At 60.6% G+C, this 26,955-nt stretch carries 25 protein-coding genes and 1 pseudogene; 17 read left to right on the forward strand and 9 right to left on the reverse strand.

Translation table 11 applies throughout. The features are described from left to right. Positions 1 to 86: 86 nt before the first annotated feature. The 5 genes and pseudogenes from J8G15_RS15050 (at position 87) to J8G15_RS15070 (ending at position 7,729) form a co-directional block, all read left to right on the forward strand. Entirely contained in the window at positions 87 to 689 is a 603-nt protein-coding gene (locus J8G15_RS15050) for a DUF1326 domain-containing protein (protein ID WP_210543065.1), read from the forward strand. A 236-nt stretch (positions 690 to 925) separates the two neighbouring features. Continuing rightward, a pseudogene (locus J8G15_RS15055) lies at positions 926 to 1,472 on the forward strand (DUF2182 domain-containing protein). 355 nt (positions 1,473 to 1,827) lie between these two features. After that, positions 1,828 to 4,851: a chemotaxis protein CheB gene (locus J8G15_RS15060; RefSeq protein ID WP_210543067.1), complete on the forward strand. Its 3,024-nt coding sequence runs from the start codon at positions 1,828 to 1,830 to the stop codon at positions 4,849 to 4,851. Further along, positions 4,848 to 7,196, forward strand: coding sequence for a bifunctional diguanylate cyclase/phosphodiesterase (locus J8G15_RS15065; protein ID WP_240538315.1), 2,349 nt, complete (start codon positions 4,848 to 4,850; stop codon positions 7,194 to 7,196). Before J8G15_RS15060 ends, J8G15_RS15065 begins: the two co-directional genes overlap by 4 nt. A 137-nt stretch (positions 7,197 to 7,333) precedes the next feature. Further along, on the forward strand, positions 7,334 to 7,729 hold the full coding sequence (locus J8G15_RS15070; protein ID WP_210543068.1) for a hypothetical protein: 396 nt from the start codon (positions 7,334 to 7,336) through the stop codon (positions 7,727 to 7,729). A 193-nt stretch (positions 7,730 to 7,922) separates the two neighbouring features. On the opposite strand, the gene J8G15_RS15075 is transcribed toward J8G15_RS15070, so the two are convergent. The 8 genes from J8G15_RS15075 to J8G15_RS15110 all read right to left on the reverse strand — a co-directional run bounded on the left by J8G15_RS15075 (position 7,923) and on the right by J8G15_RS15110 (position 14,294). Then, complete coding sequence (locus J8G15_RS15075; protein WP_240538316.1) at positions 7,923 to 8,915, reverse strand: tripartite tricarboxylate transporter substrate binding protein; 993 nt, start codon at positions 8,913 to 8,915, stop codon at positions 7,923 to 7,925. Position 8,916: 1 nt separating this feature from the next. Further along, entirely contained in the window at positions 8,917 to 9,198 is a 282-nt protein-coding gene (locus J8G15_RS15080; RefSeq protein WP_210543069.1) for an ATP-binding protein, read from the reverse strand. Further along, entirely contained in the window at positions 9,199 to 9,600 is a 402-nt protein-coding gene (locus J8G15_RS15085) for a HAMP domain-containing sensor histidine kinase (protein ID WP_210543070.1), read from the reverse strand. 135 nt (positions 9,601 to 9,735) lie between these two features. Then, a complete protein-coding gene (locus J8G15_RS15090) occupies positions 9,736 to 10,464 on the reverse strand; it encodes a sensor histidine kinase N-terminal domain-containing protein (protein WP_210543071.1) in 729 nt (242 codons plus the stop codon). After that, entirely contained in the window at positions 10,461 to 11,132 is a 672-nt protein-coding gene (locus tag J8G15_RS15095; protein ID WP_210543072.1) for a response regulator transcription factor, read from the reverse strand. The genes J8G15_RS15090 and J8G15_RS15095 overlap by 4 nt, the downstream gene beginning before the upstream one ends. A 62-nt stretch (positions 11,133 to 11,194) precedes the next feature. Next, positions 11,195 to 12,739 carry a tripartite tricarboxylate transporter permease gene (locus J8G15_RS15100; RefSeq protein WP_210543074.1) on the reverse strand — a complete coding sequence of 515 codons (1,545 nt, stop codon included), beginning with the start codon at positions 12,737 to 12,739 and terminating at the stop codon, positions 11,195 to 11,197. A gap of 24 nt (positions 12,740 to 12,763) precedes the next feature. Beyond that, a complete protein-coding gene (locus J8G15_RS15105; protein WP_210543076.1) occupies positions 12,764 to 13,195 on the reverse strand; it encodes a tripartite tricarboxylate transporter TctB family protein in 432 nt (143 codons plus the stop codon). Positions 13,196 to 13,289: 94 nt separating this feature from the next. Beyond that, positions 13,290 to 14,294, reverse strand: coding sequence for a tripartite tricarboxylate transporter substrate binding protein (locus J8G15_RS15110; protein ID WP_210543077.1), 1,005 nt, complete (start codon positions 14,292 to 14,294; stop codon positions 13,290 to 13,292). 326 nt (positions 14,295 to 14,620) lie between these two features. Here J8G15_RS15110 and J8G15_RS15115 point away from each other — a divergent pair, with 326 nt between their 5' ends. Together J8G15_RS15115 and J8G15_RS15120 are read left to right on the forward strand one after the other, a co-directional pair. Continuing rightward, positions 14,621 to 15,958 (forward strand): glutamine synthetase family protein, encoded by a 1,338-nt coding sequence (locus tag J8G15_RS15115; RefSeq protein WP_210543079.1) that lies wholly within the window; start codon positions 14,621 to 14,623, stop codon positions 15,956 to 15,958. A 205-nt stretch (positions 15,959 to 16,163) separates the two neighbouring features. Continuing rightward, on the forward strand, positions 16,164 to 16,604 hold the full coding sequence (locus J8G15_RS15120; protein WP_240538317.1) for a hypothetical protein: 441 nt from the start codon (positions 16,164 to 16,166) through the stop codon (positions 16,602 to 16,604). 17 nt (positions 16,605 to 16,621) lie between these two features. Here the strand turns inward: J8G15_RS15120 and pip are convergent, their stop codons facing one another. Continuing rightward, positions 16,622 to 17,581 carry a prolyl aminopeptidase gene (gene pip / locus J8G15_RS15125; RefSeq protein WP_210543082.1) on the reverse strand — a complete coding sequence of 320 codons (960 nt, stop codon included), beginning with the start codon at positions 17,579 to 17,581 and terminating at the stop codon, positions 16,622 to 16,624. Positions 17,582 to 17,741: 160 nt separating this feature from the next. Here pip and J8G15_RS15130 point away from each other — a divergent pair, with 160 nt between their 5' ends. The 10 genes from J8G15_RS15130 to J8G15_RS15175 all read left to right on the forward strand — a co-directional run bounded on the left by J8G15_RS15130 (position 17,742) and on the right by J8G15_RS15175 (position 26,825). Next, the gene (locus tag J8G15_RS15130) at positions 17,742 to 18,581 is read left to right on the forward strand and encodes a phytanoyl-CoA dioxygenase family protein (RefSeq protein WP_210543083.1); all 840 of its coding nucleotides are present in this window, start codon (positions 17,742 to 17,744) and stop codon (positions 18,579 to 18,581) included. A 134-nt stretch (positions 18,582 to 18,715) separates the two neighbouring features. Next, complete coding sequence (locus J8G15_RS15135) at positions 18,716 to 19,198, forward strand: rubrerythrin family protein (protein ID WP_210543085.1); 483 nt, start codon at positions 18,716 to 18,718, stop codon at positions 19,196 to 19,198. An 84-nt stretch (positions 19,199 to 19,282) separates the two neighbouring features. Then, complete coding sequence (locus J8G15_RS15140; RefSeq protein ID WP_210543087.1) at positions 19,283 to 19,447, forward strand: rubredoxin; 165 nt, start codon at positions 19,283 to 19,285, stop codon at positions 19,445 to 19,447. Positions 19,448 to 19,449: 2 nt separating this feature from the next. Beyond that, complete coding sequence (locus J8G15_RS15145) at positions 19,450 to 20,658, forward strand: FAD-dependent oxidoreductase (protein ID WP_210543089.1); 1,209 nt, start codon at positions 19,450 to 19,452, stop codon at positions 20,656 to 20,658. Positions 20,659 to 20,845: 187 nt separating this feature from the next. Further along, positions 20,846 to 23,179 (forward strand): NADP-dependent malic enzyme, encoded by a 2,334-nt coding sequence (locus J8G15_RS15150; RefSeq protein ID WP_210543091.1) that lies wholly within the window; start codon positions 20,846 to 20,848, stop codon positions 23,177 to 23,179. Positions 23,180 to 23,334: 155 nt separating this feature from the next. Then, positions 23,335 to 23,727 carry a ribonuclease domain-containing protein gene (locus J8G15_RS15155; RefSeq protein WP_210543093.1) on the forward strand — a complete coding sequence of 131 codons (393 nt, stop codon included), beginning with the start codon at positions 23,335 to 23,337 and terminating at the stop codon, positions 23,725 to 23,727. Between the two features lie 113 nt (positions 23,728 to 23,840). Further along, positions 23,841 to 24,236: a barstar family protein gene (locus tag J8G15_RS15160; RefSeq protein WP_240538570.1), complete on the forward strand. Its 396-nt coding sequence runs from the start codon at positions 23,841 to 23,843 to the stop codon at positions 24,234 to 24,236. Continuing rightward, positions 24,215 to 24,427, forward strand: coding sequence for a hypothetical protein (locus J8G15_RS15165; RefSeq protein ID WP_210543097.1), 213 nt, complete (start codon positions 24,215 to 24,217; stop codon positions 24,425 to 24,427). Before J8G15_RS15160 ends, J8G15_RS15165 begins: the two co-directional genes overlap by 22 nt. A gap of 311 nt (positions 24,428 to 24,738) precedes the next feature. Then, positions 24,739 to 26,013: a trans-acting enoyl reductase family protein gene (locus J8G15_RS15170; protein ID WP_210543099.1), complete on the forward strand. Its 1,275-nt coding sequence runs from the start codon at positions 24,739 to 24,741 to the stop codon at positions 26,011 to 26,013. Continuing rightward, the gene (locus J8G15_RS15175) at positions 26,010 to 26,825 is read left to right on the forward strand and encodes an SDR family oxidoreductase (protein ID WP_210543102.1); all 816 of its coding nucleotides are present in this window, start codon (positions 26,010 to 26,012) and stop codon (positions 26,823 to 26,825) included. The genes J8G15_RS15170 and J8G15_RS15175 overlap by 4 nt, the downstream gene beginning before the upstream one ends. Positions 26,826 to 26,955 lie beyond the last annotated feature (130 nt).

The raw sequence follows: 26,955 nt of genomic DNA on the forward strand, positions 1-26,955 counted from the left end.
ATGCAAACACCGGGCTTTCATTATGGGCACATTGGCGATTCTGTCTATCCGGCTCATCTCAATCAACCTCGACAAGGAGAAACATCATGACCCAGTGGAATCTCAATGGAACCTATTTCGAAGCTTGCAACTGCGAGGCTGCCTGTCCCTGCATTTTCACCAGTCCGCCCACCGAGGGCGACTGCAAAGCCCTTGTCGCCTGGCACATCAACAAGGGCGAGTACAACGGCACCTCGCTGGACGGTTTGAATGTCGCCTTGGCCGTGCATGCGCCGGGCACCATGGTGGCGACCAAATGGCAGGTGGCCGCCTATTTTGACGACAAGGCCAGCGCGGCACAAAACGACGCACTGCACGCTATTTTTGGCGGCAAAGCCGGTGGCCACCCGGCCGTTCTGGCCTCCTTCATCGGCGAGATGGTGGGCGCCAAGAATGTGCCCATGGTCTACCGCGCCGATGGTCGCAAAAGCAGCCTGTCCATTCCCGGCATTGCCGAGGCCGACATTGAGCAACTCGACGGCCAGGGCGGTGGGCCAATCACGATCGAAGGCCACCCCCTTTGTATTGCCCCCGGCAAAGCGGCCACGGTCGCGCGGGCCAGTCGCTTTAGCCTGAAAGACCACGGTTGGGGCTGGCAATTCTCGGGTCGCAGCGGCTTGATGTCGGACTTCGCCTACCAATCGGAGTAAGCACGATGCGCGCTCCAAGCAACTTGATCCCCGGCGCGGTGCTGCGCCATGCGCCGGTGTGGATCGGCATGGCGGCGGTCATCGCCGTGAGTTGGCTTTACCTCGGCCAGATGAGCGGGAGCATGTGGGCGATGGGCGGCGGCGCCTCGGCGCATGCGGGAATGGCCATGGGGGATGCGGGCGCGCCCCCGCTGGTGGCGGTGTTCGCCATGTGGGCTGTCATGATGATCGCCATGATGCTGCCCACGGTGTCACCCTCGGCCTCGGTGTTTTCCAGCCTGGCGGCCCGGCGAGATCCGCTGCGCAGCAGCCGCGCCACCGCCATCTATATCGCTGCCTACGTGACGCCGTGGATCGCCTTCGCGGCCCCCGCCGCCCTGCTGCAGTGGGCGCTGACCCATTCCCTGCTGCTCGACCCCATGGCCCGCAGCACGAGTGCGCTGTTGAGCGCGGCCCTACTGCTTGGCGCAGGTCTCTACCAGTTCACGCCACTGAAAACCGCCTGCTTGTCCAAATGCCGCTCGCCGCTCGCCTTCTTCATGGCCAAGTGGCGCGCTGGTGCTTGGCCTGGCGCACGGTGGCTACTGCGTGGCCTGTTGCTGGGCGCTGATGGCGGTCATGTTTGTCGTGGGCGCCATGAACTTGGCCTGGATGGGGCTTCTCACCGCCCTTGTACTGGGCGAGAAAGTTATTCCGCCGGCTTGGCATTTCGACCAGGTGGTTGGCGCTGCGCTCGTCACGTCGAGTGTGTGGGTGGCTGCGAGCGCATGGCTGGGAATGTGATCACGCCAATGAAACGGTGAGACAACAAGCGCCATCTTTATCAAATTGATAGCGTCTTTCGCAGGTATTCAAAGGGCCAGAAGCCGATTTGGCAACTATTTTATAAGCCAATCAAGGCACCAACTTCCCTCCGACTCCACCTGTCTCAACGTACCTTGACCTGGCTGCTCCAGACCAGCCATTCCAGCCCGCAGGCGTTCGCCTGCACAGCCAGCACCACTGAACTCAGCACTGCCATCGCAGCATCCATTCGTCACTGCTGGTGGCAATGACAATGGGTGGGAATGTCGTTAGACTAGCCTTTCGCCTCCGTGGCCGATCGACAGCCATCGCGATACCATTCATGGCCACTATGATGACAAAAAGTCAAAAAAGAAGTCGAGCCGCCCAAAGCCAAGCCGGCGCCACGCTCGCACAAACTGCCGCGGTCCCCGACACAGCAGTCTCCCTCTCCCCCGCCTTTCCCATTGTCGGCATAGGCGCCTCCGCCGGAGGGCTGGCCGCGTTTGAGGCCTTTTTCTCCGGCATGCCCGCAGACATTGACCCCGGCATGGCCTTTGTGCTGATTCAGCACCTGGCGCCAGACCGCAAAAGCATGCTCGCAGACCTGATTCGCCGCTATACCCGCATGAAGGTGTTTGAGGTGAAGGACGGCGTGCAGGTCCTGTCCAATTGCGTCTACATCATCCCGCCTAACTACGACATGGCCTTTCTGAACGGCAGCTTGCACCTGCTGGATCCAGTCGCCGCACGGGGTCATCGTTTGCCGATTGATTACTTTTTCCGCTCCCTGGCCGAGGACCAGCGCGAGATGGCCATCGGCATCGTGCTTTCGGGCACGGGAAGTGACGGCACCTTGGGTGTGCGCGCCATCAAAGGCGCGGGTGGCATGGTGATGGCACAAAACATCGCGTCGAGCGAATTTGACGGCATGCCCAGCAGCGCGATTGACACCGGGCTGGTGGACTACCAGCTTCCCCCGGCCGAGATGCCCGCGCAATTGCTGGCGTACGCCGCACACGCTTTTGGAAAGCTGCCCTGTGTGGGCGTTCCGAACAATTCCAAGGTCGAAAATGCTCTTCAAAAAATATTTGTGCTGCTGCGCACCCAGACCGGTCACGATTTTTCGCAATACAAGCCCAACACCATTTTTCGGCGCATTGAGCGGCGAATGGCGGTGCACCAGCTGGAGAGCATTGATGCGTACGTGAAATGCCTGCAACAAACGGCGCCCGAGGTCGAGGCCTTGTTCAGGGACTTGCTCATTGGCGTGACCAACTTCTTTCGCGACCCTGATGCTTTTAAGGCACTCGAAGAGCAGGTGATCCCCAAGGTGTTTGCGGGCAAATCCGCAGGTAGCACCGTGCGGGCCTGGTCGGTGGGCTGCTCCACCGGTGAGGAGGCCTATTCGCTGGCAATTTTGCTGGTCGAGCACATGGAAGCCCTCAAACAAAGCTACACCGTGCAGGTGTTTGCTACGGATATTGACAGCCGCGCCATTGCGAGCGCACGATTGGGCCTGTTTCCGGCCAGCATCGCGGCAGCCCTGAGTCCGGAGCGATTGGCGCGGTTTTTTACACTGGAACCGGGTGGACAGGCCTATCGAATTCACAAGGCCATTCGTGACCTGTTGGTGTTCTCCGAGCAAGATTTGATCAAAGACCCGCCCTTCTCAAAGCTTGACATCATCAGTTGCCGCAACCTGCTGATTTATCTCGATGTCCAACTGCAAAAAAGGATCATTCCGTTGTTCCACTACGCGCTCAACCCTACCGGCATGCTGTTTTTGGGCAGCTCCGAGGGTGTGGGCGAGTTCGACGGCCTTTTTGCCGTGCTGGACCGCAAGGCCAAAATTTATCTGCGCACAGAAGATGAGTTGGGTGTGCGGCGCAGCGCATTGAATCGTTTCATGAGTCCTGCAAACGCGGCCGATGCGTCCTTGCCCAGTCGCAGTGTGCAGAAAGAGACCACCTCCGTCAGGCCGCCGCTGCGCGAGTTGATGGAGCAGGCACTGCTCAGCCACATTGCCCCAGCCAGTGCGCTTGTCAATGCCAGCGGAGACATTGTCTATTTGCATGGACGCACCGGCATGTACCTGGAGCCCGCTGCGGGTGAGGCCGGCATTCAAAACATCCTCAAAATGGCACGGGAAGGACTGGGCCCGGCCTTGAGCACCGCGCTGCACCAGGCGGTGGCCACGCTGGCGACCAGTTTTGCGCCCAACCTTCGGGTCAAGACCAACGGGCACTTCACCTTGGTGAACTTGAGCGTGCACCCGGTGGCCGCGGCGGCGCCGGATGTCCCCTTGTTCCTGGTGATGCTGCAAGATGTGCCCGAGCCAGCGGCAGCGGAGGTCGCCCCAAAAAGTGGCGGCGCCGACGCCCAGGAGCGCATCAACGCGCTCACGCAAGAGCTGCGCGCCAAAGACGAGTACCTGCAAAGTGCCCGTGAAGAGTTGGAGACCTCCAACGAAGAGCTCAAGTCCAGCAACGAGGAAATGCAGTCGGTCAACGAAGAGCTTCAATCCACCAACGAAGAACTGGAGACCTCCAAAGAAGAGTTGCAATCCGTCAACGAGGAACTGAGCACCGTCAACACCGAGCTGCAAATCAAGGTGACGGACCTGTCGCGGTCCAACAATGACATGAACAACCTGCTGGCGGGCACCGGCGTGGGTACGGTGTTTGTCGATTTTCAGCTGCGCATTCTGCGCTTTACCCCGGCGGCCAGCGCCATCATCAACCTGATTTTGTCGGATGTGGGCCGCCCTGTGGGGCACATTGTGTCCAACCTGGTGGGCTACACCGACATGGTGGCTGACATCCATGCTGTGCTGGCCGATCTGGTGCCGATTGAGCGCGAAGTGCAAACCCCTGACGGCCGCTGGTACACCCTGCGCATCCAGCCCTACCGCACGCTGGACAACGTGATCGAGGGCGCTGTAATCTCGTTTGTGGACATTACCGAGGTGGTGAGTACGCGCCAGGCGCTAAAAAGTGCCAACGACCTGATGCGTCTGGCGGTGGTGGTGCGGGACGCGCATGACGCTATTACCGTGCAAGATCTGACCGGCCGTACCCTGGCCTGGAACCCCGGCGCGGTGCGTTTGTATGGCTGGACCGAGGCGCAGGCGCTGCAACTAAATGTGCGCGAGCGCATTCCTGAAGCCAAGCGAGCCGGCGCGCTGGAAACCCTGACCAAGCTCAGCCGCGCCGAAGTGCTTGAGCCCTACATGACTCAGCGCTTGACTTCAACGGGAGCGGTGTTGGATGTCTCCATCATTTCCACCGCCTTGATCGATGAAGACGACAAGATGTATGCCATTGCCACCACCGAGCGAGCCAAGCCGGTCGGTATCGCCGCCGGAGACGCCGTGTGAACCCCAAAAAGCCACCCCGCGCCGATTCGGCAGTCGGTGTGCCTGACACACCCACGCTGCACCAAAAGGCCGAGTCCATATGGCGGGAAGCCCAGCAGAAGTCGCAGAGTCCATCGAAGGAACTGACACCGAGAGAAACCAGCATCCTGCTGCACGACCTGCAAGTGCACCAAATTGAGTTGGAGATGCAGAACGAAGAGTTGCGCCAAGCCCACGAGGCGCTGGCAGTCTCTCGCTCGCGTTATGTGGACCTGTACGACCTGGCGCCGGTGGGCTATTGCAGCGTGAACGAGGCTGGATGCGTCGTTCAGGCCAATCTGACACTGGCCACCTTGCTGGGCGTGACACGCCAGGCACTCAGCCAGCAGCCCCCGTTCACCAACTTTGTGCACAGAGAGGACCAGGACACTTGGTACAAGCTGCGCACACTGGCGCGGGAGAGCGGCGCACTGCAGACGAGCGAATTGCGTCTGCGCCTGAACCAAGCCCCTGCCTCCACCGCTGTCGACGACGCCTTCCTCTGGGTTCAACTGTCCGTCACAGCGGCCGAAGACGACATCGGGGCGCCGATGTTGCATATCGCGGTGAGCGACATCCGTGCGCGCAAACAAGCCGAAGCCAAACTGCTGCTTTCCGCCAGCGTCTTTGGCAATACCCACGAAGGCATCATGATTATCAATGCCGATGCCAACATCATGGATGTCAATGACGCCTTCACCCGCATCACGGGCTACAGCCGCTCCGAGGCCATCGGTCAGGATTCGCACATGCTCAGGTCCGATCGTCAGGACGCCGCGTTTTATGAATCGATTTGGCGCGACCTGACCGAGAAGGGCCACTGGAGCGGTGAAATGTGGAGCCGACACAAGAGCGGCGAGTTGTTCGCCCAACTTTCCACGGTCAACGCGGTACGCGATGAGCAGGGCATGACGCAGCATTACGTGGCGGTGTTTTCCGACATTAGCGCGGCCAAGGCACATCAAGCCCAGTTGGAACACATGGCCCAGTTTGACGCCCTGACCCAATTGCCCAACCGCGTTCTGCTGGCCGACCGACTGGAGCTGGCCATGGTGCAAGCGCAGCGGCGCGGCCAACAGGTCGCCGTGGTTTACCTGGACCTGGACGGATTCAAGAGCATCAACGACCGCCATGGGCACGGCGTGGGCGACCAATATCTCATTACCGTGGCCGCGGCGATGCATGGCACCTTGCGCGAAGGCGACACGCTGGCGCGCATCGGCGGTGATGAGTTTGTTGCCTTGTTCATCGACCTGGCTAGCGCGGAGAGTTGCGTGTCAATGCTGGCCCGATTGCTGGAGGCCGCCGCCGCGCCGGTGCAACTGGGCGCGCTGTTGCTGCAAGGCTCTGCCAGCATGGGCGTGACCTTCTACCCGCAGTCCAGGGGCATTGAGGCCGATCAACTCATGCGCCAGGCCGATCAGGCGATGTACCAGGCCAAGATGGAGGGTAAAAATCGTTATCACCTCTTTGACGCGGAGCAAGACACCAGTATTCGCGGCCACCACGAAACTCTGGATCGCATCCGTCTGGCGCTGGCGCAAAGCGAGTTTGTGCTGCACTACCAGCCCAAGGTCAATATGCGCAGCGGGCAGGTGATTGGCGCCGAGGCGCTGATCCGCTGGCAGCACCCGGAAAAGGGTTTGTTGGCGCCGGCGGCATTTTTGCCCGTGATCGAAGACCACCCGCTGGCGGTGGATGTGGGTGAGTGGGTCATTGACGCAACCCTGACCCAGATCGGCCTGTGGCAAGCGGTCGGGCTGGAGCTTGCCGTGAGCGTCAACCTCGGCGCACGCCAGTTGCAGCAAAGCAACTTTGTGGCGCGCCTGCAATTCTTGCTGGGAAAGCACCCGAAAGTGAGTTCGGCGCATTTGATGCTTGAGGTCCTGGAGACCAGCGCAATGGCAGATATTGGACAAGTGTCTCAAGTGATTGAAGACTGCGCAAAAATGGGTGTCATGTTTGCGTTGGATGACTTTGGCACGGGCTACTCATCCCTCACTTACCTCAGACGCTTACGGGTAGCACAGCTCAAAATCGACCAGAGCTTTGTGCGCGACATGCTCGACGACCCGGATGACCGCGCCATTTTGCAGGGCGTGATCAGTCTGGCGGCCGCCTTCAAGCGTGAAGTGATTGCCGAAGGCGTTGAAACGGTGGCGCACGGCACCGTGCTGCTGCAACTGGGCTGCGAGCTGGCACAGGGCTATGGCATTGCCCGGCCCATGCCACCTGAGCAGATGCCAACCTGGGTCGCCACCTGGCAGCCCGATGCCGCGTGGTGTGCGACGCCGAAAGCCGGCACGGCGTCGCGGGCTGTCGGGTAACAGTTTGTCGTAAAACTGGCAGTCGCCTCATTGGCTGCGGGCGGTCAGCAACTTTCCTTTGTGCGTGAGCGCACCGACAACCGCCGCAGGGCTTGTTAGTCTGAGACTTCCCACCACCCTCTGGAAAACCCCCCCCCATGACTATCGCTTCGTCAACCCTTCGTCAACTCACGCTGGTGGCGTTGACCACCTTGGCGTGTGCTGCCTATGCGCAAACAGCCTTCCCAGCCGCCGCGACCCAGGCGCAGGCGCGCTACCAGCGCGATATGGCGGTATGCAATAGCGGCCAATCGAACCAAAGTGTTGCCACTTGCCGGCGGGAAGCCGCCAGTGCACTGGACGAGGCCCAACGCGGCACGACCGGCAGCAATCCGGCCCAGTACCAAAACAACGCCTTGCAACGCTGCGCCGTGCATCAGGGGGATGACCGCGTGGTCTGCGAGGCGCGGATCACTAACGAGAGTGATATCACCAGCGGCGTGCAGGCCGGTGGCGTTCTGCGCCAAAGCACAACCGTGACACCTGAGCAGTAGGCCGGTTGCCGCCGGCCAGCATCACACGCGATGCGCAACCTTCTAGGGCCTGGTGACTTGACAGCAGCCTACGTCGGTTTGGCGATGCGGGTGAAGAACATCAGGTGGACCAGAAATACATCCAAATTGATAGCGCCTACCGCAGGTTAAATATGGGCTAGAGGCCGATTTGGCATATATTTTTCCAGGCCCATTAGCGCACCAGTCCCGCTGAGCTCACCAGGTCGCGAAGCACTTTGACCTGGCGTTTGACGTGGTCGTGAAACGCCTGCCCGGACAGTGAGAACTCGTAGAGGCCGTGTTCCTCACGGATGCGGGCGAACTCGGGGGTTTTGTAGGCTTTGGCAAAAGCGTCGGCGTAGAACTGGTAGTCGGCGTCGCTCACGTTTTTGCCCATGTAGAAGCCGCGAAACAGCGTCCAGTTCACGTCGACGCCCTGTTCTTTGGCGGTGGGCACGTTTTGAAACGGGGCTGGCAGGCGCTTGTCGGCCAGCACGGCCAGCACGCGCATCTTGCCGCCGTTCACATGGGCGCGCAGCTCTGAGATGTCGCCGGTGTAGACGTCGATGTTGCCGTTGATCAGGTTGGTGATGGCTCCGCCACCGCAGTCAAAGGCCACATAGCGCATGCTTTTGGGCAGGCCACCGGCGGCCTGCATCAGAAGGGCGCCTTTGACCCAGTCCTGGCTGCCAATCGACCCGCCGGCGCCAATGAGCGTGCCGCCAGGGTCGGTTTTAAGGGCTTGCATGAGCATGCTCAGCTTGTCAAAGCGGGAGTCGGTGCGCACCACCACGGCACCATAGTCGGCCCCGGCGGAGGCGACAAAGCGCACGTCGTCGGCCGTGAAGTGGCCGTATTTCCCCACCGCGATATTGAGCAGCGAGCCCGAGGAATGCGCCACCAAGGCGTTGCCTTCACGACTGCGGGTGGTTGCAAACTGCTTGTACGCGGCTGCGCCAATGCCACCGGGCAGGTAGATGACTTGCATGGGGGTTTTCAGGGTGCCTTCCAGGGCGGCGGCGGCAATGCGGCAGGTGAGGTCAAAGCCGCCGCCAAGTTTGGCAGGCACCACACAAACGGGCTTGAGGGGCTCAGCCCCGCCGGGCAGACTGGCCAGCAGACTGAGCCCGCCCAAGGCCACGGCGAGCAGTTTTTTGACGGTGAACATTCGGCGTTTCCCTTTCATGTCAATGATCCAGCAGTGGCTCAGGCGGGGCGTTGAGGGGTAGCCAGAAGCGCACCCGCAAACCCTGTTGACCAGCACCCCGGGAGAACTCGATCTGGCTGCCCAGACGGGCTAGCACGGCACTCACGATGGACAAGCCCAGGCCGCTGCCGCGCTGGCTGGCCTGGTCGGCACGGTAGAAGCGTTCGCCCAAGTGGGACAAAGTTTCATCGCTGACGCCAGGGCCGTCATCCTCCACCTCCAGCCAGACACCGGGGCGCACGCCGTCGGTGTGCGGGCCCAATTAAAGGTGCACGGTGATCACGCCTTCAGTGCGCCCGTACTTGATGGCGTTGTCCAGCAGGTTTTCCAGCACTTGTTGTAGCAGGCCGGCATCGGTCCAGACGCGGGTAGCGGCGTCAATGCCTGCGCCCTGCGCCAGACCCATGTCCATGTGTCGGCGCTGAGAAAAGGGTTGCAGGCTCAGGACGACCGCTTGCACGACCCCGAGAACCGGCACGGCTTCAACCTGAATCGCGTTGTGGTGTTCAACACGCGCCAGTTGCAACATTTGCTGGGTATGGCGGGTGGCCGAGTCCACCTGAGCCTCCAGTTTGGTGAGGAAGCCGGGTTCAATGACATTGTTCTTCTGTTGCTCGCGTCGCCAGGCAATCTGGGTTTTGAGAACGGCCAGTGGAGTGCGCAACTGGTGCGAGGCGTCTTCCAGGAAGCGTTGACGGGTGGCTTGCTCCTGGGCGCTGCGCGAGAGGTGAAAATTCAGAGCTTCGACCAGGGCCGGGCTTCCTCGGGCAAGCCCTGGTCCATGGGCAGCGGGGTCAGGTCATGCACCGGGCGCTGGCGCACCAGGCGCGACCAGTGGCCCAGCGGCGCCAGACACCGGGCGCTGGCGCACCAGGCGCGACCAGTGGCCCAGCGGCGCCAGACCGCGGCCTACCATCCACACGAGAACCGCCATGGTGAACAGCAGCAGCACGCCGTCACGCACTGCGGCGCGCAACAAAAAACTGCGCAGATAGGCTTGGCGCGGCGCCAAGTCTTCGGCCACCAGCAAATCTACATAAATGGGGCTGGCGCCGGACTCAGAATCACCTGCACTGTGGCTGACTTCACGGCGAATGGCCGCCATGCGCAGGTTCTGGTCAAAGTACAGGCCTTCCGCCAGGTACACCGTGTCGAAATTGATCGAGCTGGGCCAGGGAAATTCGAGCCCTGCAAAGCCGGCCTCCATCAGGCCGTCGCTGGTGCGCACATGAAAAAACACCGTGCCGCGTGAGTTGCTTTGCACGTAGCTCAATAGCTTGAAGGGTCGGTCCACGGAAAAACCACCCTCGTCCATGTTGGTGGCCAAGCTCAGCGCTTGCACCGCTCCTTTGAGGCCGCGGTCATAGGCTTCGTCTATGGTTTGCTGCGCCAGCCGGTAAGAGAGTGTCAACTCCACCAGCGTGATCAAGACCAGCGAGGGCAGCAGCAGCGTGAGCAAGCGCCGGCGGAGGGACAGCGCCCGCCAGAAAGAGCGCCAGGCTTGACCCACACCGGCCGCGCCGGTCATGGGCGGTCTGGGTCCAGGTAGAAACCAATGCCGCGCACATTGCGAATGGCCACACCCAGTTCGCCCAGGCGCTTGCGCAGCCGGTACAGCACCACATCCATGGCGTCTGGGGCGATGTCGGTGTCATCCACAAACACGCGGTCAAACAAGGCCTGTCGGGCCAGCGGGCTACCTTGGGCCTCCACCAGCGCCAGCAGGGTGGCATGTTCGCGAGGACTCAATTGAAGCGGCTGTTCCGCGCACGCAAAGCTGCGCTGGCCGGCGTCATAAGCCACACCCGCCCATTCCAGCCGGGCCGAGGCGACGCCGTGGCGGCGGCGCATCAGGCCAAACAGGCGGGCCTCCAGCTCATGGGTGTCAAAGGGTTTGCTGAGGTAGTCGTCGGCACCCGCATGAATGGCCGCCACCTTGTCTTGCACCTGGTCTCGCGCCGAGAGAATCAGCACCGGCAGGTCCACGCTTTGTTCGCGCAGTTTTTGCAGCACCTGCATGCCTTCCAGCTTGGGCAGGCCCAGGTCAAGGATGACCAAATCGAACTGCTGGTGTGCAATCAGGTTCAGGGCCATCAGGCCATCACTGGCCCAGTCCACCCGGTGACCCCGCGCGGTAAGTACCCCGCTGAGGCTTTCGGCCAGCGCTGCTTCATCTTCAACCAGCAGCAAATACAAAGTAGGGCCTTCCTCGGTAAGGTGATGCGGCCCACCGTGAAAAGGTGGGCCGGGGGTCAGGCTCAGTCGGCGGTTCCGACGTCACCCGCCTCAATCTTAGACTTCTTCAGCGCGCTGATGCGCACAAAGCGGCCCACGACCAGCGGCAGGATGAAGCCAACAATGGCCATGATCCACAAGCCAATGGCCAGAGGAGACTCCACCAGGGCCCAGAGGTTGCCGTCCGAGATGGTCATGGCGCGGCGCAGGTTGTTCTCCATCTGGTTGCCCAGCAAGATGCCCAGAATGACCGGGACCAGGGGAACGTCCAGCTTGCGCAGCACCCAACCGGCCACACCAAAGGCGATCATGACTTCCAGGTCAAAGGTGGACCCCGAAATGCCGTAAATGCCCACAAAGGAGATCATGGCGACGGCCGGCATCAGGTACTTGGCGGGAATGGCCAACAAGCGCACAAAAATGCCCATCATTGGAATGTTCATGGCCAGCAGCATGAAGTTGCCAATGAACAGCGCCGCAATCAGGCCCCAGACCACGTCAGGGTTCTTGGTGAAGAGCAACGGGCCGGGCGTGATGTCCAGCGCCAGCAGCATGGCCAGTAGCACGGCGGTGGTACCGGAGCCCGGCACGCCCAGCGCTAGCATGGGCACCAGTGCACCACCGGCCGCGGCGTTGTTGCCCGCTTCGGGTGCGGCGACACCGCGTGGGTCGCCTTTGCCAAAGGTGTCGTTCTTGTTAGAGACTTTCTTCTCCAGCGCGTAGGCAATGAAAGAGCCCAGTGAGGCACCTGCGCCTGGCAAGACACCGGCGATAAAGCCCAGAATCGTGCCGCGGCCCATGGCCCCTGAGGTCGCCTTGATCATCGACAAAGGCGGGATGATGCGGCCCAGCTTGGGCGCAGGCTTGGCGCTCGGACCCGTGGCGTGGTTTTCAATGAACACCAGCACCTCAGACACCGCAAAGAAGCCGACGATGGCCACCAGGAAGTCAATGCCGTCATAGAAGTGAACATTGTTGAAGGTGAAGCGGGGCACGCCCGTCTGGCCGTCCACACCCACCATGGCAATCGCCAGGCCCAAGGCCGCCGCAATGGCCGATTTGGCCTGGTTTTTACTGGACAAACCGCCCAAGGTGGCAAAGGCCAGGGTAAACAGGGCAAAGTACTCAGCGGGCCCAAACAGCAAGGCCACTTTCACCAATTGGGGTGCCAGAAACACCAGACCCCAGGTGGCAAAAAACGAGCCGACAAACGACGCCAAGCCGGAGATGCTCAGGGCTTCCCCTGCCTGGCCTTTTTGCGCCATGGGGTAGCCGTCCAGCGTGGTCATCATGGCCGGTTCGTCACCCGGAATGTTGAGCAAAATGGAGGAGATGCGCCCACCGTACATCGCGCCGTAGTAGACGCTGGTGAGCAAAATCAGGGCGGGGGTGGCTTTGAGGCCGATGCTGAACACCAGCGGAATCAAAATGGCCACGCCATTCGATGGGCCCAAGCCCGGCAAAGCACCGATCAGGGTGCCCAGAAAGCAGCCCAACAGGGCCAGCGCCAGGTTCTGCCAGGTGAGGGCGATGGCAAAGCCATCGGCAAGAGAGGATAGTGCGTCCATGACTCGAAGTCCTTTTGAGCGGGCTTAGAAGCCCAGGGGGCCACGGGCCAGCGACAGGCCCAGCACCAGGTGAAATACAAGGTAGATACCGCCTGAAATCAGGGCGCCGCCGATGGCGGCCTGACGCACAGTGCCGCCCAGTTGCCAGGACAGAAAGGCAGCAGCAGCAGCGGTGGTGATGACAAAGCCCACGATAGGCAGTAGTTCTGCGTACAACACCATCACGGCCACGGACCAGACGATGCGCAGCAGTTTGGCGCGCGCGGGCCACTCGGGCTCGTCGTCGGGTTTGAGCATCATGGCGATGCCGGTGATGGCGAGCACGGCCGCAATCACCCAGGGAAACGCTTTGGGACCCAGTGGGTCTTGAATAAAGCTCTCTTCAATGACGCTGGCACCCCAGGTCATCAAGCCAGCCAGGAACAGGGCAGCCACCCCAAATAGACGGTCACTCATGGTGAATCTTTCTTCTTCTGATGGGCCGGTGACAGCCCGTGCAGCCAAAAAACGGGCCCGGCGCAATTGCACCGACGGCCCGCTTCATGTCAACTTACTTGATCAGGCCAATTTCTTTGAAAATGGTCTGAATCTCTTCGACGGATTCCTTCACGAAGGCCGTGAAGTCAGCGCCGCGGGAGTTCAAAGGCGCCAGGCCGTTGCTGGCCATGGTGGCTTTCAACTGGGCAGAGTCATACACCGCACCAATTTGCTTGACCCAGAACTTGTAGGCGTCATCCGACATGCCGCCGGGGGCGTAGAAACCGCGCCAGTTGGCACCCACGGAGTTAATGCCCTGCTCTTTGGCGGTGGGGAACGAGGAGAAGTCGCCGGCCAGACGCTCGGGCGCCAACACGGCCAGCACCTTGATGCTGCCAGCGTCCACAAAGCCTTTGGCCTCAGACGCGTCACCGGTGAAGGCCTGCACTTTGCCCGCCAGCAACTGGGTCACGGCTTCGCCGCCACCGTCAAAAGCGACGTATTTCACGGTGCGCACATCCGCGATGCCGCCTTTTTTAGCGGTGATCAGCACCTTCAGGTGGTCCCAGCCGCCCACGGCCGAGCCGCCTGCGAACGACACCGATTTGGGGTCGGCCTTCATTTGCTTGATCAGGTCAGGCAGGTTCTTGATGGGGGAGTCTTTGGCCACGGCAATGATGCCGTAGTCCGCGCCCACGGCCGCCAACCAACGCACTTGCGTCATGGTGTTGCCAGGGTATGCGCCTTGCGCCAAACGGGTGGAGGTGGCAGACGAGGCGGCTACGATCACATTGTTTTCCGTGTTGCGCTTGTTCACCACTTCGGCGTAAGCCACGCCGCCGCCGCCGCCGCCGGCCTTGTTCACCACTTGCATGGAGCCTGGAATGAGTTTGAGGTCTTGCAAGGCTTTGCCGACTTGACGGCAAGTGAAGTCCCAGCCGCCGCCAGCGCCAGCGGGTGCAATGCACTCGGTGTTGGAGGCTTCAAACGCCGAGGCGGGTGTGGTCAATGTGGCCAGGGCCAAGCCCACGGGGGCTGCCCAGCGCAGCAGTTGAGTGGTTAGGTAAGTTTGTTTCATGCTTGCTCCAGTTATTGATGCGAAGTCAAAGGGCTTCGCTGTGAGCCCGCCTGAAGCGGGGTCCGGCCCTTGCAGCCTTTGCCAAGGCAAAAGACGGCAGGGTCGATCGGATGCTACTGAGGGCTTTCTGTCAGTCATCTGTCAAAACCTCGGCTTGTGCGCAAACTGCGGGTAAACACTGATCACAAAGTGCAGGCCAGGGCGGTTGCTCCGAGTTCGCATTCGGTGCGCTACATAATTGATATCTGTCTGCGCTTGTTGATCAAGGGCTGTGTGTCAATTCACTCTAAAATTAATCCGCATCCCTGCCTTGTACCCGAGTCCTTATGCCTGACACCAACGCTTTGAACGCCTTTTTCACGCAACACGGGATTCATGATGTGGAGTGCCTTTTTGCCGACATCTCGGGCTATCCACGCGGCAAGCTGATGCCCGCTGCCAGCTTTGCCGCCGGGGGCGAGTTGCGCATCTGCCAAGCCATACCGATGCAGGCCGTGACGGGTGATTACTCTTACGACCCGGTGTTTCCTGATGCCGACCCTGATGTGCGGCTGGTGCCGGACCACGCGACACTCAAGCTGTCCCCCTGGGCCAGCGTGCCGCGTGCCTTGGCGATTCATGACTGTGTGGAGCTCTCCGGCGAGTTGTGTGCCTTCGCGCCACGCAGCCTGCTGAAAACCGTGGTGGCGCGCTACGCCGCGCAAGGATTGATTCCGGTTGTGGCGCCCGAAATCGAGTTCTACCTGACCGCCCCCAACACGGACCCCAGCCAAGTTTTACAAGCGCCCGTTGTGCGTGGCGGCCGTGCTGAGGTGGGGCAAAGCGCGTTCAGCCTGAACATGCTCAACGAGTTGGCGCCGTTTTGGGACGAGTTCCGAGCCGCGCTGCGCGTTCTGGGTGTGCAGGCCGACACTTGGATTCACGAGGTTGGACCGACACAGTACGAGATCAATCTCCAGCATGGCGACCCGGTCGCCGTGGCTGACCAGGCCTTTCTTTTCAAATATGCGGCCAAAGAGATCGCCCTCAAGCATGGGTTGAACGCCGTTTTCATGGCCAAACCCATTGCCGGCGCGGCGGGTAGCTCCATGCACTTGCACCAAAGTGTGGTGAACGCCGAGGGCCAAAACATCTTCAGCAATGAGGATGGCACTGAGGCGCCCTGTTTTCAGCACTTTATTGGCGGCCTGCAAACTTATCTGCCCGACCTCATGCTGATGTTTGCGCCCTTTACCAATTCGTTTCGCCGCTATGTGGCGGGCAGCCAGGCGCCGGTCAACCTGCAATGGGGTTACGACAACCGGACCACGGCGCTTCGCGTGCCGGCAAGTCACGCAGCCGCCCGCCGGGTCGAGAACCGCGTCGCCGGAGCCGACTCCAATCCCTATCTGGCGCTTGCCGCCTCACTGGCCGCCGGGCTGGCGGGCATGGACGAGCAGTTGGTGCCCACGTCGCCTATCGGCGACAGTGGCTATGAGCACGCGCGCACCTTGGCACGCAGCCTGCCCGAAGCGCTGGACACCATGACCCACAGCGCCAGCGCGCGCTGGCTGCTGGGGGATTCATTTGTAACGGGATACACCTCGGTCAAGAGCGTGGAGTACGAGAGCTACCAAAACGAGATCAGCGCCTGGGAGCGCCGATATCTGCTGCCTCAGGTTTGAGGCGCCTCGTGCTGCGGGGCTGTGGCGAGCGGCGCTTGTTACATGTGATTACGGTGAAGAGATGGGGGGGCCTGCATAATCCGCCCAAGTATCAGCGCGCCCGCCCGCCCGCCCTTGGCCCGACGCCCGACGGATCCGTCCGTGTGGTTTCCAGGACGCGCTCCTCTCACTCACTCATTTGATGCAAGCAATGAACTCCCTTACTTTGAAAAAACTTCTATCTGGCGCAGCCTTGGCAGTGACTGCTAATGCGGCGCTGGCCGCCGATGTCGGCGTCTCTGTCACGATTGGCGAGCCGGGTTTTTACGGCCGCATCGTGCTTGGCAATGTGCCGCCACCCCGGGTGATTTACACCGAGCCCGTGATCATTCGGCAAAGAACGGTGGTGGGCCAACCCATTTATCTGCGTGTGCCCTATGGACACGAGAAGAAATGGAGCAAGCATTGCAGCAAGTACAACGCCTGCGGCCAGCCGGTCTACTTTGTGCAAAACGACTGGTACGAGCAGGATTACGCCCCCCGTTACCGCACCGAGCACCGGGACTACCGCGAGCGCGATGACCGTGATGAGGACCAGCGGGGCAACCGGGGCCATGGCAATGACAAACACCGTAAGAACAAAGACAAAGACCACGGCCACGATTGACCCAAGCCTGTGCGGCCTTAAAGCGAGCCGGTTCGCTTGAACCGCTCGGTGGCCGCCACCAGCGCGCTGGCAATGCCCGGCTCAAAAGCGGCGTGCCCGGCGTCTTCAATGATCTCCAAGCTGGCCTCTGGCCACGCCTGGTGCAAGCGCCAGGCTGAGGTCGGCGGACAGACCACGTCGTAGCGCCCCTGAATAATCACCGCGGGCAGGTGGCGAATGCGGTCCACGCCACGAATCAGCTGGTCATCACTCAGGAAGCCCTGGTGGCGAAAGTAATGCGCCTCCAGCCGGCCAACACCCAGACTGACGGCGTCCGACCCAAATTCATCCGCTACCTCGGGGTGCGGGAGCAGGTGCAGGCAGCTGCCCTCGTAACGACTCCAGGTACGGGCTGCTTCGGCGCAAGTGGCCGGGTCGTCGCTGAACAGGCGCTGGCAGTAGGCCGCCAGCAAGTCGCGTCGTTCAACCTCGGGAATGGGCGCCAGGAAGGCGGCGTGTTCTTTGGGGAAAAATCCCCCAATGCCGTTCAAGAACCAATCGATCTCGGGTGGCGTGCACAAAAAGATGCCGCGCAGCACAAAGCCGGTGCAGCGCTCGGGGTGCGCCTGCCCGTAGGCCAGGGCCAGCGTGGAACCCCAGGAACCCCCAAACACCAGCCACTGTTCAATGCCCATCAACTCGCGCAAGCGCTCAATGTCCGCAATCAGCAGCGGAGTGGTGTTGTCGCGGTATTCCCCCAGCGGCGTCGATTGACCGGCGCCGCGTTGGTCGAACAGTACGATGCGGTAATAGGCGGGGTCGAAAAACTGGCGGTGTTTGGGGGACAACCCAGAGCCTGGACCACCGTGCAAAAACAGCACGGGCACACCATTCGGGTTGCCGCACTCTTCCCAGTAAAGGGTGTGAACGCTGTCCACTGGCAGGCGGCCCGTGCGGTAGGGCTCAAGGGGCGGGTAAACCGGCGGCGTGTCAGTCATGGGGCTCACTTTCAACAAGATCAATGCTTGCCATAGCCGGCAGCGGGCGACCAGCTTACCGCAGTCGATTTCAGCCGTCACTTGAAGCGCCGCCGCAGCGGTCCGAGACTGCTATAAAGAACGCCATGCCAATGCACCAACCGATTTTCTTGTCAACCCCATGATCACTGCCCAACAACAAGCCGACTACCAACAAAACGGTTACCTGGTGCTGCCCGGTTTCAAAGCCAGCAGCGAGCTGGCCGCTTTGCGCGAGCGGGCGCAAGCCATAGTGCATGCCTTTGACCCGACTGAGCGCTCCGGCATTTTCACCACCAACGAGCAGGTACGTCAGACGGATGGCTACTTCATGGAGTCGGCCAACACCGTGCGTTGCTTCTTTGAAGAAGAGGCGTTTGGTGCGGATGGGGCGCTTAAGCAGGACAAGTCTTTGTCAATCAACAAAATTGGCCATGCGATGCATGACCTGGACCCCGAGTTTGAGCAGTTCTCACGCGGGCCGGCGCTGGCTGAATTGGCGGCAGATTTGGGGCTGGCGCGGGCGCAGGTCTGGCAGTCGATGTACATCTTTAAGCAGCCCGGCATTGGCGGCGAAGTGCGCTGGCACCAGGACGCCACCTTTTTTGACAGTACACCCATCACCGTGACCACCTTCTGGTTCGCGCTGGAAGACGCCACGCGTGAGAACGGTTGCCTGTGGATGGAGCCGGGCGGCCACCGGGGCCCCTTGCGCGAGCGCTTTGTGAAGCGCGGTGAGGGCGCCGGCATGGAGGTGCTGGACACCACGCCGTGGCCGGACGACCGAACCGCTGTACCGGTGGAGGTGAAGGCCGGAACGCTGGTGGTGTTTCATGGGCTGCTGCCGCACTACAGCGCACCCAATCGCTCGGCCGTGTCGCGCCACGCCTACACGCTGCATGCCACCGACGCGTCCTCACACTACTCGCCCAACAACTGGTTGCAGCGACCGGACACCTTCCCGGCGCGCGGGTTCACCTAGGCCCAAGAAGGCATCAAATAGTCCCTATCAATGGCTTAGGGAATTCCAATTGGCCCTGACTATCAATTAAAACTATCATTGGCTCCATATTGATTGAAAACGTCAACCAACAAGTTCACTCACAGGAGCCCACCATGACCACTGCCCAACGCCCCGAGATCAAGACCATCGCCAACCTGGAAGCCGCTTTTGCGGGCGAATCCATGGCGCACATCAAGTACCGCTACTTCGCCAAACTGGCCCGCGAGATGGGCGACGAAGATACCGCCCGCGCTTTTGAGACCACGGCCGACCAGGAAGTGATGCATGCCTTTGGTCACTTGGACTTGCTTTACCCCAAAGCGACCATGACCCCGGCCAAGGCTTTGCAAATCGCCATCGACGGTGAGACCTACGAGTACACCGAGATGTACCCTGGCTTTCGCAAAACCGCCGAGTTGGAAGGCAACGCCGCGGCGGTTGCCGAGATGGACGATCAGATTGAAGAAAGCAAAGTGCATGCGGCCGAGTTCAAGGCCACGCTGGAAAAAGCCCAGAAGCGATTTGCGGCACTGGCCAAGGTGGAAGAGCGCCACGCCAACCACTACAAAGCCCAGTTGGCCAAAGTCTCGGCCTAACTATTTGCTATTGATTAAATAGCGACTAGCGCCAATTTCACCTGGGCTAGACGCTGAAATGACTCATATTTATCGGAGAACCTCATGAAAACTTATCTTTGCATTGTTTGCGGCTTTATCTATGACGAAACCGCCGGCCGCCCGGAAGACGGCATTGCACCCGGCACTCTGTGGGCCGATGTGCCCGAGAGTTGGGAATGTCCCGACTGCGGCGTTGCCAAAGCCGACTTCGAAGTCGTGGAGGTCTGAGCATGAATACCGCCGGACCGACCCCCGATGCACAGGCCAACCATGGCCAGTTGCCTCTCATCATCATTGGCGCCGGTCTGGCGGGCTGGAGCGTGGCACGCGAGTTTCGCAAACTCGACGCCGACACGCCGGTGCTGATGATCACCTTGGATAGCGGCGACTTCTACGCCAAACCGTCCTTGTCCAATGCGTTTGCTCAAGGCCGCGCGCCGACCCAGCTGGTTAGCTCCGCAGCCGCCAAAATGTCGTCGACACAGAATGTGACGCTGTTGCCTCATACGCGGGTGATCAGCATTGATTCACAAGCTCAGGTGGTGCGCACGTCACAGGGCGATCACCCCTACCGCCAACTGGTGCTGGCCAGCGGCGCGCAGGCGATCCGCGTGCCGCTGGGCGGGGACGCGGCCGACCAGGTGTTGTCTGTGAATTCGCTGGACGACTTCACCGCTTTTCATGCTCGCTTGACGGCTGACAGCGGCGCGCAACCCAAACACGTGATGATCATGGGCGCCGGTTTGATTGGCTGCGAGTTCGCCAATGACCTCATCGGTGCCGGGTATCAAGTTAGCGTGGCCGACCCGGCCGTTGGCCCGATGGCAGCGCTGCTGCCGGCCGAGGCGGGTGAACAACTGAAAACCGCACTCAGCAGCTTGGGCGTTCAGTGGCACTTTGGCAGCACGGCCAGTGCGGTCAATCAAGCCCACGAGATGGAACTGGGTCAACGTCTGGACATCACGCTCTCCAGTGGCGCGACGCTGCAGGCCGATGTGGTGCTCAGCGCCATCGGCCTGCGCGCTGACCTGACGCTGGCCAGTGCAGCAGGGTTGCGCTGTGAACGGGGTGTCGTGGTCGATGATCTCTTGCAAACCAGCGCATCCCAAATTTACGCGCTGGGCGACGCGGCTCAATACGCGGGAGGGCGAGTGCTGCCCTATGTGATGCCCATCATGAACGCCGCCAAAGCGTTGGCGCAGACCTTGGCAGGCACGCCAACGCCGGTGGTCTTTCCGCTGATGCCGGTGGCCATCAAGACGCCGGCCTTGCCTTTGGTGGCCGCGTCTCCCGCGCCCGGTGCGTCCGGGGCATGGCACGCTGTGGAGGCAGGTGTTTGGCAGTACAAGGACGCCAGCGACGCCGTACGTGGCTTTGTGCTGGCTGGCGGTGCGACAAACCGGCGTGCTGAGCAATCCAGCTTGGTTCAGGCACCTTAAAACGCCGGAGTTGGCATCGTATTTCAGGCATTGCCTTATGCGCCGATTGCATATTTTCATAAATATTGCGCATTATGAAAGCGACTTCCACCCACCAGAAAAATGGAGGGGCAGCCTACAATCCTGATCCCGCCCATGCGGACCGTTTGGCCGTTTCGGTCATACTGGCTTGCCTCAGGAGTACTTCATGCCTCAATCATCGATCAACACCGACGAAAAGCGCGCCGAGTTGCGCCAAGCCGCTCTGGAATACCACCAGTTCCCAGTGCCCGGCAAGGTCTCCATCGCCGCCACCAAGCAGTTGGTGAACCAGCATGACCTAGCCCTGGCCTACTCGCCTGGGGTCGCCGCGCCTTGTGAAGAGATCGTCAAAGACCCCAACAACGCCTACAAGTACACCAGCCGAGGCAATCTGGTGGCGGTCATTACCAATGGCACGGCCGTGCTGGGCCTGGGCGATATTGGCCCACTGGCCTCCAAGCCGGTGATGGAGGGCAAGGGCGTGCTGTTCAAGAAGTTTGCCGGCATTGACGTGTTTGACCTTGAAATCGACGAAAAGCACGACCTCGACAAACTGGTGGACATCATTGCCTCGTTGGAGCCGACCTTTGGCGGCATCAACCTGGAAGACATCAAGGCGCCGGATTGCTTCTATGTGGAACGCAAACTGCGTGAACGTATGAAAATTCCGGTCTTTCACGATGATCAGCACGGCACCGCCATTTGCGTGGGTGCGGCCATCCTGAACGGCCTCAAAGTGGTGTGCAAAGACCCGGCCAAGATCAAGCTGGTGACCTCCGGCGCGGGCGCGGCTGCACTGGCCTGTCTGGGATTATTGGTCAAGCTGGGTATTCCCCGCGAAAACATCTATGTCACCGACCTGGCGGGTGTGGTGTACGAGGGGCGTACCGAGCTGATGGATGACGATAAGATCGTTTACGCGCAAAAGACGTCAGCACGTACATTGAGCGAAATCATCGAGGGCGCGGACGTTTTCCTTGGCTTGTCCGCTGGCGGTGTGCTGAAGAAAGACATGGTGGCCAAAATGGCCGCCAGGCCGCTGATCATGGCGCTGGCCAATCCCAATCCGGAGATTTCGCCAGAAGACGTGAAATCGGTGCGTGATGACGCGGTGATTGCGACCGGTCGCAGCGATTACCCCAATCAGGTGAACAACGTCCTGTGCTTCCCCTATATCTTTCGGGGCGCGCTGGACGCGGGGGCGTCCACCATCACGTTGGAGATGGAAATCGCTGCGGTGCATGCCATTGCCGAGCTGGCCCAGGCCGAGCAAAGCGAGGTGGTGGCCGCCGCCTACCAGGGTGAGCAACTCGCCTTTGGTCCCGAGTACCTCATTCCCAAGCCCTTCGATCCCCGCCTGATGATGAAAATCGCACCTGCGGTCGCCCAGGCGGCCGCTGACAGCGGTGTGGCGTTGCGCCCCATCCAGGACATGGACGCCTACCGCGAGAAGTTGCAGAGCTTTGTCTACGCGTCCGGCACCGTGATGAAACCCATTTTCAACGCGGCCAAACTCGCCGCGAAAAAGCGGGTCGCCTATGCGGAAGGCGAAGAAGAGCGCGTGCTGCGCGCCTGCCAAATCGTGGTTGACGAGGGCTTGGCCCGCCCCACGCTGATTGGGCGACCCGCCATCATTGCCCAGCGTATTGCCAAATTTGGTCTGCGCCTGCGCGAGGAGCTGGACTATGACGTGGTCAACGTTGAGCAGGATTCCCGCTACCGCGACTTCTGGCAAACCTACCACCAGATGACCGAGCGAAAAGGCATGACCGCCCAGTACGCCAAAATTGAATTGCGCCGGCGACTGACCCTGATTGGCGCCATGTTGCTGCACAAAGACTATGTGGATGGCCTGATTTGCGGCACGTGGGGCACCACCGCTATGCACCTGACCTACATTGACCAGGTGATCGGCAAGCGCCCGGGTGGCAGTCCCTCCACGCCGCAAGGTGTGAAAATCTATGCCTGCATGAACGGCTTGATGCTGCCCAATCGGCAGGTATTCCTGGTTGACACCCACGTCAATTACGACCCAACTGCCGAAGAGCTGGCCGAAATTACCGTTATGGCGGCCGAAGAAATGCTGCGTTTTGGTATCCACCCCAAAGCGGCATTGCTGTCCCATTCCAACTTCGGCAGCAGCAACATGCCCAGCGCCGTCAAGATGCGTCGCACCTTGGAGTTGCTCAAATTGCATGCGCCGTGGCTGGAGGTGGACGGAGAAATGCATGGTGATGTGGCCCTGGACGGCGCCGCCCGTGCGAACCTGATGCCCAACAGTTCCCTGATTGGCGACGCCAATTTGTTGGTGTTGCCCAACATTGACGCGGCCAATATTGCCTACAACCTGCTCAAAACCGCAGCGGGCGGCAATATTGCGATTGGCCCTGTGCTGTTGGGCGCAGCCAAACCTGTTCATATTCTGACGGCCAGCACCACGGTGCGCCGGATTGTGAACATGACGGCCTTGACCGTGGCAGACGCAAACGCGACCCGATAAGCGCCAGCGGGTAAGTTGGCGCACGCTGACTTCAAATAATCAACGCAAGGATTGCCTGTTTAATGGGCAATCACTTGCATTTTGTTTGCAAATACACGACACTAGCGACCTTGAAATTTCCGGGTAAACCCGGAGTGTTGTGAGAGTATTTTTTCATGGTGGGTTCTGGGCGCTTGGAGGCGGTATTGGCCGGCTTGCTATTGACAGCGGCGTCCGCAGCTTTATGGGTGCAGGCCAAAGGGCCGGTTTCTGTTGACAGCTCGACCACGGTCAGCGTCGCTGAGCTGCCTGCTGAAGGCGCCTCCGTTTATCGACAGATTCCCCAAGGTGGGCCATTCAAGTATGACAAGGATGGCTCGGTTTTCGGGAACCGTGAGCGCTTGTTGCCGGGGCAAACCCGGGGCTACTACCGTGAATACACCGTCGCAACACCCGGCTTGAGTCACCGGGGTGCCCGTCGCATTGTCTGTGGCGGCCCCCCTAGAACGCCGGATACTTGTTTTTACACGGCCGATCATTACGACAGTTTTCGCAAGATCGTGCCCTGAGACCGTTTATTTTTCTATTGAAAAGCGCGCCGAGAATGAATATGTCACTTAGTCAAGAAAATGCGGCACTGCAACGTGCCGCCGCCGAGGCGTCAGAACGCCCGCCAGCTGAAATGCCGCTGAAAGGCATTCGCCCCAATATCGTCCAATCCATTCGCGCGTTTCGCGTGCCTGAGTTGCAGGAGTCGGCGCAGGCCTTGGGCCACCATTTCTTGTACGCCAATCTGGCTACCGCCCAGACCAAGCAAGACGTCATGGACCTGATTGGCCAGCAGTTCAAGTTGGTCACCCAAGGCGGCAAGAACTTTGATGCGCTGTATGACAGCATGACTGACCCGGTTTACAAGTCGGGCCCTCAGCCTGGCTTCATTGCCGTGTTGGAGCACATTCCAGCCAACGTCAAATTCGACAAGGAAGCGCGCGAGCAATTGCTCGACATCTTCCGTGACACCGCAGACTACTGGGGGGACCGAAAGATACCCTTCAGGTGTTTCTATTCTTTTCTGTAGCCCGTTCTGCACACACCAGCCAAGCAGAACGGGCGAACGAGGCAAAGGGCACCAGCGCGACTGTGCCCGGCATTGACCTGACCACCGACTCCGGTGAGCGGATGCCAACCGACAAACTATTGGACGTGTCGCCCTTCGCGCTGCGCATGAGCAGCCCGTTCAACGCGGGCTACTGGACGGCTTCGGCCTGATAGTCACGCACCCGGTGGGTCGCTTAAAAGCCTTCAAACTTCACGGTTTGAAGGCTTTTTTGTTTCCGCCGTCTCAAAGTGTGGCGTCGATTTCACATCACAACAGCTAAAAATCTAGTGAGTGAGTAACCGTAAGCGTCTTGATCTCAATTGCTGGAACTTTAAGAGCGTCATGCGTAGATCAATAGGGCGCTAGCGGTCGGTTTAATTGAGGTCGTCACAGATTTCCTCGAACCCACCGGGCGTCCCGTCGCAAGAATGACCGCAACGGACGCGGGTTGCGTCTATGCTGGGTCAAAAGGAACACACCCATGACTCAAACATCGACTCCCAAAAAGAAATATGACGTGATTCTCTACGGGGCCAGTGGCTTTGTGGGACGCCAGACCGTGGCCTATTTCGCAGCTCACCCAGATGTGCAGACCAGCCGTCTGCGATGGGCTCTGGCGGGCCGTTCGAGGCCCAAGCTGGAAGCGGTTCGAGCATCCATTTCAGGTGCCAACAAGGCAGGTATTGTGGTGGCTGAAGCCCACGACACCGCGGCTATGGACGCGCTGGCGGCCAGCGCCCGGGTGGTGCTGAGCACGGCAGGCCCCTTTGCGCTGTATGGCAGCGAGTTGGTGGCGGCCTGTGTTCGCCACGGTACGCACTATGTGGACATCACCGGAGAAACCCCCTGGGTCAAGGGCCTGATTGACCAGCACGATGTGCAGGCTCAAAAAAATGGCGCCCGCATCATTCCCTTTTGCGGCTTCGACTCGATTCCCTCAGACCTGAGCGCTTGGCTGGCCCATCGAGCCATGCGGGAGCAATTTGACGAGGAATGCGTGAGGGTCAAAGTGGCGTTCAGCCTGCGGGGCGGCTTCAACGGCGGCACGCTGGCGTCCATGTTCAATATGTTGGAACAGGGCCAAATGGCCCAGATGGCTGACCCCTTTTTACTCAATCCACCTGGATCCCGCCCAGCGGCGGGCGGCATGCATGCCGACCCGGTGGCCCCGCGCCATGACGGCGACTTTTCTGCTTGGCTGGGTCCCTTCATGATGTCAACCATTAACACCCGGGTGGTGCGGCGCAGCGCTGCCTTGCTGGGTTATGGCAATGACTATGGCTATCAGGAATACCTGCGCCTGGGCCGTGGTCTGGCCGCCGCACTGGCGGCCACAACCCTGAGCGTGGGGTCCGCCACAACGCAGGCGGTGTTGCGCTTGCGACCAGTGCGCTGGTTGGCGAAAAAATTGGCGCCTGCGCCGGGCGAAGGCCCCAGCGAAGCGGGCATGGACAGCGGTTCGTTTCGCGCGCGTTGGGTCGGTGAGAGCGCCAGTGGTCACAAAGTTCGCGGCGAAATCGCCGACCAGGGCGACCCCAGCAACCGCGCGACCACCAAGATGCTGTGTGAATCGGCCTTGTGCTTGGCCTTGCAGCAGGACGAGCTGCCAGGCGGGCGCCAACTCGGCGGTCTGTTGACCCCGGCCAGTGGTCTGGGCGACGTTCTGGTGGGGCGCTTGCGGGCGGCAGGCATGATGCTGAAGAGCGATTCCGGTCAACCCAATCAACCCAAACGACACAAGGGCAGAGAGTCATGAAACGCACTTCAAAAGCCACCAACTCCCACGGCAGCGCGCTGATCACGGGCGCGTCGTCGGGCATCGGTGAGGCCTTGGCCCAACGTTTTGCGGCGGCGGGCTTTGACCTGGTGATCGTGGCCCGCAACCAAGCCAAACTTCAAGTACTGTCCAAGCAGATGGCAGACCAACATGGCATCTCTGTGAAGGTGGTATCCGCCGACCTCGCCCAGCCTGGCGCGGCGACTCGCCTTCACAGCGAACTGGCCCGGCAAAAGTGCCCGGTCAACGTGCTGGTCAACTGTGCCGGGGTGTTGGAGCAGGGCTTGTTTACTGCCATCGATGCGCCCAGCCATCAACAAATCATCGACCTCAATATCTCCGGCCTCACTGCCATGCTTCATGCGTTCCTGCCGGGCATGGTGACTCGTGGACAGGGGCGGGTGCTCAATGTGGCGTCGGTCGCCGCTTTTCAGCCGGTGCCGTCGCTGGCCAGCTACGCTGCCAGCAAGGCCTATGTACTGTCCCTGTCCGAGTCGTTGGCGGAGGAGTTGCGCGGCACCGGTGTGACCGTGACGGCCTTGTGCCCAGGCATCACCGCGACCGCGATGTTGGCCCAGGCGGCGGGTAGCAATGGCAAGCTCGGCGAGCTGCCTGATTTCCTGGTGGGTGACGCCGGGCAGGTGGCAGACAACGGATTTGCGGCCTGCATGCGGGGCGACGCGATTTGTGTCCCCGGCATGGTCAATAGCGTCGCCATGGTGGCCTCCCGTGCGACGCCCAAGTGGCTGGTACGCCGTCTGGGTGGCCTCTTGGGGCGCAAGGCGATGTAGGTATTCGGGAAACTTGTTGCGGGTTGACAGCAATCACCAAAAATCATGGCAACTGACACATACTGGCTCTAGGCAATAAGCCGATTCAGCCATCAATTCCTGGTTGCCTGGAGAGCCCTGGCGTCTATTA

The organism is Rhodoferax sp. PAMC 29310 (genome assembly GCF_017948265.1).
Lineage (GTDB): Bacteria > Pseudomonadota > Gammaproteobacteria > Burkholderiales > Burkholderiaceae_C > Rhodoferax.

What these genes read in the sequence shown, in the direction of transcription:
- J8G15_RS15090 (WP_210543071.1), bottom strand. Translation starts at nt 10,464, where the DNA reads ATGACCGGCGCGGCCGGTGTGGGTCAAGCCTGGCGCTCTTTCTGGCGG.
- J8G15_RS15140 (WP_210543087.1), top strand. Translation starts at nt 19,283, where the DNA reads ATGAAAACTTATCTTTGCATTGTTTGCGGCTTTATCTATGACGAAACC.
- J8G15_RS15145 (WP_210543089.1), top strand. Translation starts at nt 19,450, where the DNA reads ATGAATACCGCCGGACCGACCCCCGATGCACAGGCCAACCATGGCCAG.
- J8G15_RS15160 (WP_240538570.1), top strand. Translation starts at nt 23,841, where the DNA reads ATGCCGCTGAAAGGCATTCGCCCCAATATCGTCCAATCCATTCGCGCG.
- J8G15_RS15070 (WP_210543068.1), top strand. Translation starts at nt 7,334, where the DNA reads ATGACTATCGCTTCGTCAACCCTTCGTCAACTCACGCTGGTGGCGTTG.
- J8G15_RS15115 (WP_210543079.1), top strand. Translation starts at nt 14,621, where the DNA reads ATGCCTGACACCAACGCTTTGAACGCCTTTTTCACGCAACACGGGATT.
- J8G15_RS15060 (WP_210543067.1), top strand. Translation starts at nt 1,828, where the DNA reads ATGACAAAAAGTCAAAAAAGAAGTCGAGCCGCCCAAAGCCAAGCCGGC.
- J8G15_RS15075 (WP_240538316.1), bottom strand. Translation starts at nt 8,915, where the DNA reads ATGAAAGGGAAACGCCGAATGTTCACCGTCAAAAAACTGCTCGCCGTG.
- J8G15_RS15130 (WP_210543083.1), top strand. Translation starts at nt 17,742, where the DNA reads ATGATCACTGCCCAACAACAAGCCGACTACCAACAAAACGGTTACCTG.
- J8G15_RS15175 (WP_210543102.1), top strand. Translation starts at nt 26,010, where the DNA reads ATGAAACGCACTTCAAAAGCCACCAACTCCCACGGCAGCGCGCTGATC.
- pip (WP_210543082.1), bottom strand. Translation starts at nt 17,581, where the DNA reads ATGACTGACACGCCGCCGGTTTACCCGCCCCTTGAGCCCTACCGCACG.
- J8G15_RS15135 (WP_210543085.1), top strand. Translation starts at nt 18,716, where the DNA reads ATGACCACTGCCCAACGCCCCGAGATCAAGACCATCGCCAACCTGGAA.
- J8G15_RS15100 (WP_210543074.1), bottom strand. Translation starts at nt 12,739, where the DNA reads ATGGACGCACTATCCTCTCTTGCCGATGGCTTTGCCATCGCCCTCACC.
- J8G15_RS15050 (WP_210543065.1), top strand. Translation starts at nt 87, where the DNA reads ATGACCCAGTGGAATCTCAATGGAACCTATTTCGAAGCTTGCAACTGC.
- J8G15_RS15150 (WP_210543091.1), top strand. Translation starts at nt 20,846, where the DNA reads ATGCCTCAATCATCGATCAACACCGACGAAAAGCGCGCCGAGTTGCGC.
- J8G15_RS15155 (WP_210543093.1), top strand. Translation starts at nt 23,335, where the DNA reads ATGGTGGGTTCTGGGCGCTTGGAGGCGGTATTGGCCGGCTTGCTATTG.
- J8G15_RS15110 (WP_210543077.1), bottom strand. Translation starts at nt 14,294, where the DNA reads ATGAAACAAACTTACCTAACCACTCAACTGCTGCGCTGGGCAGCCCCC.
- J8G15_RS15105 (WP_210543076.1), bottom strand. Translation starts at nt 13,195, where the DNA reads ATGAGTGACCGTCTATTTGGGGTGGCTGCCCTGTTCCTGGCTGGCTTG.
- J8G15_RS15170 (WP_210543099.1), top strand. Translation starts at nt 24,739, where the DNA reads ATGACTCAAACATCGACTCCCAAAAAGAAATATGACGTGATTCTCTAC.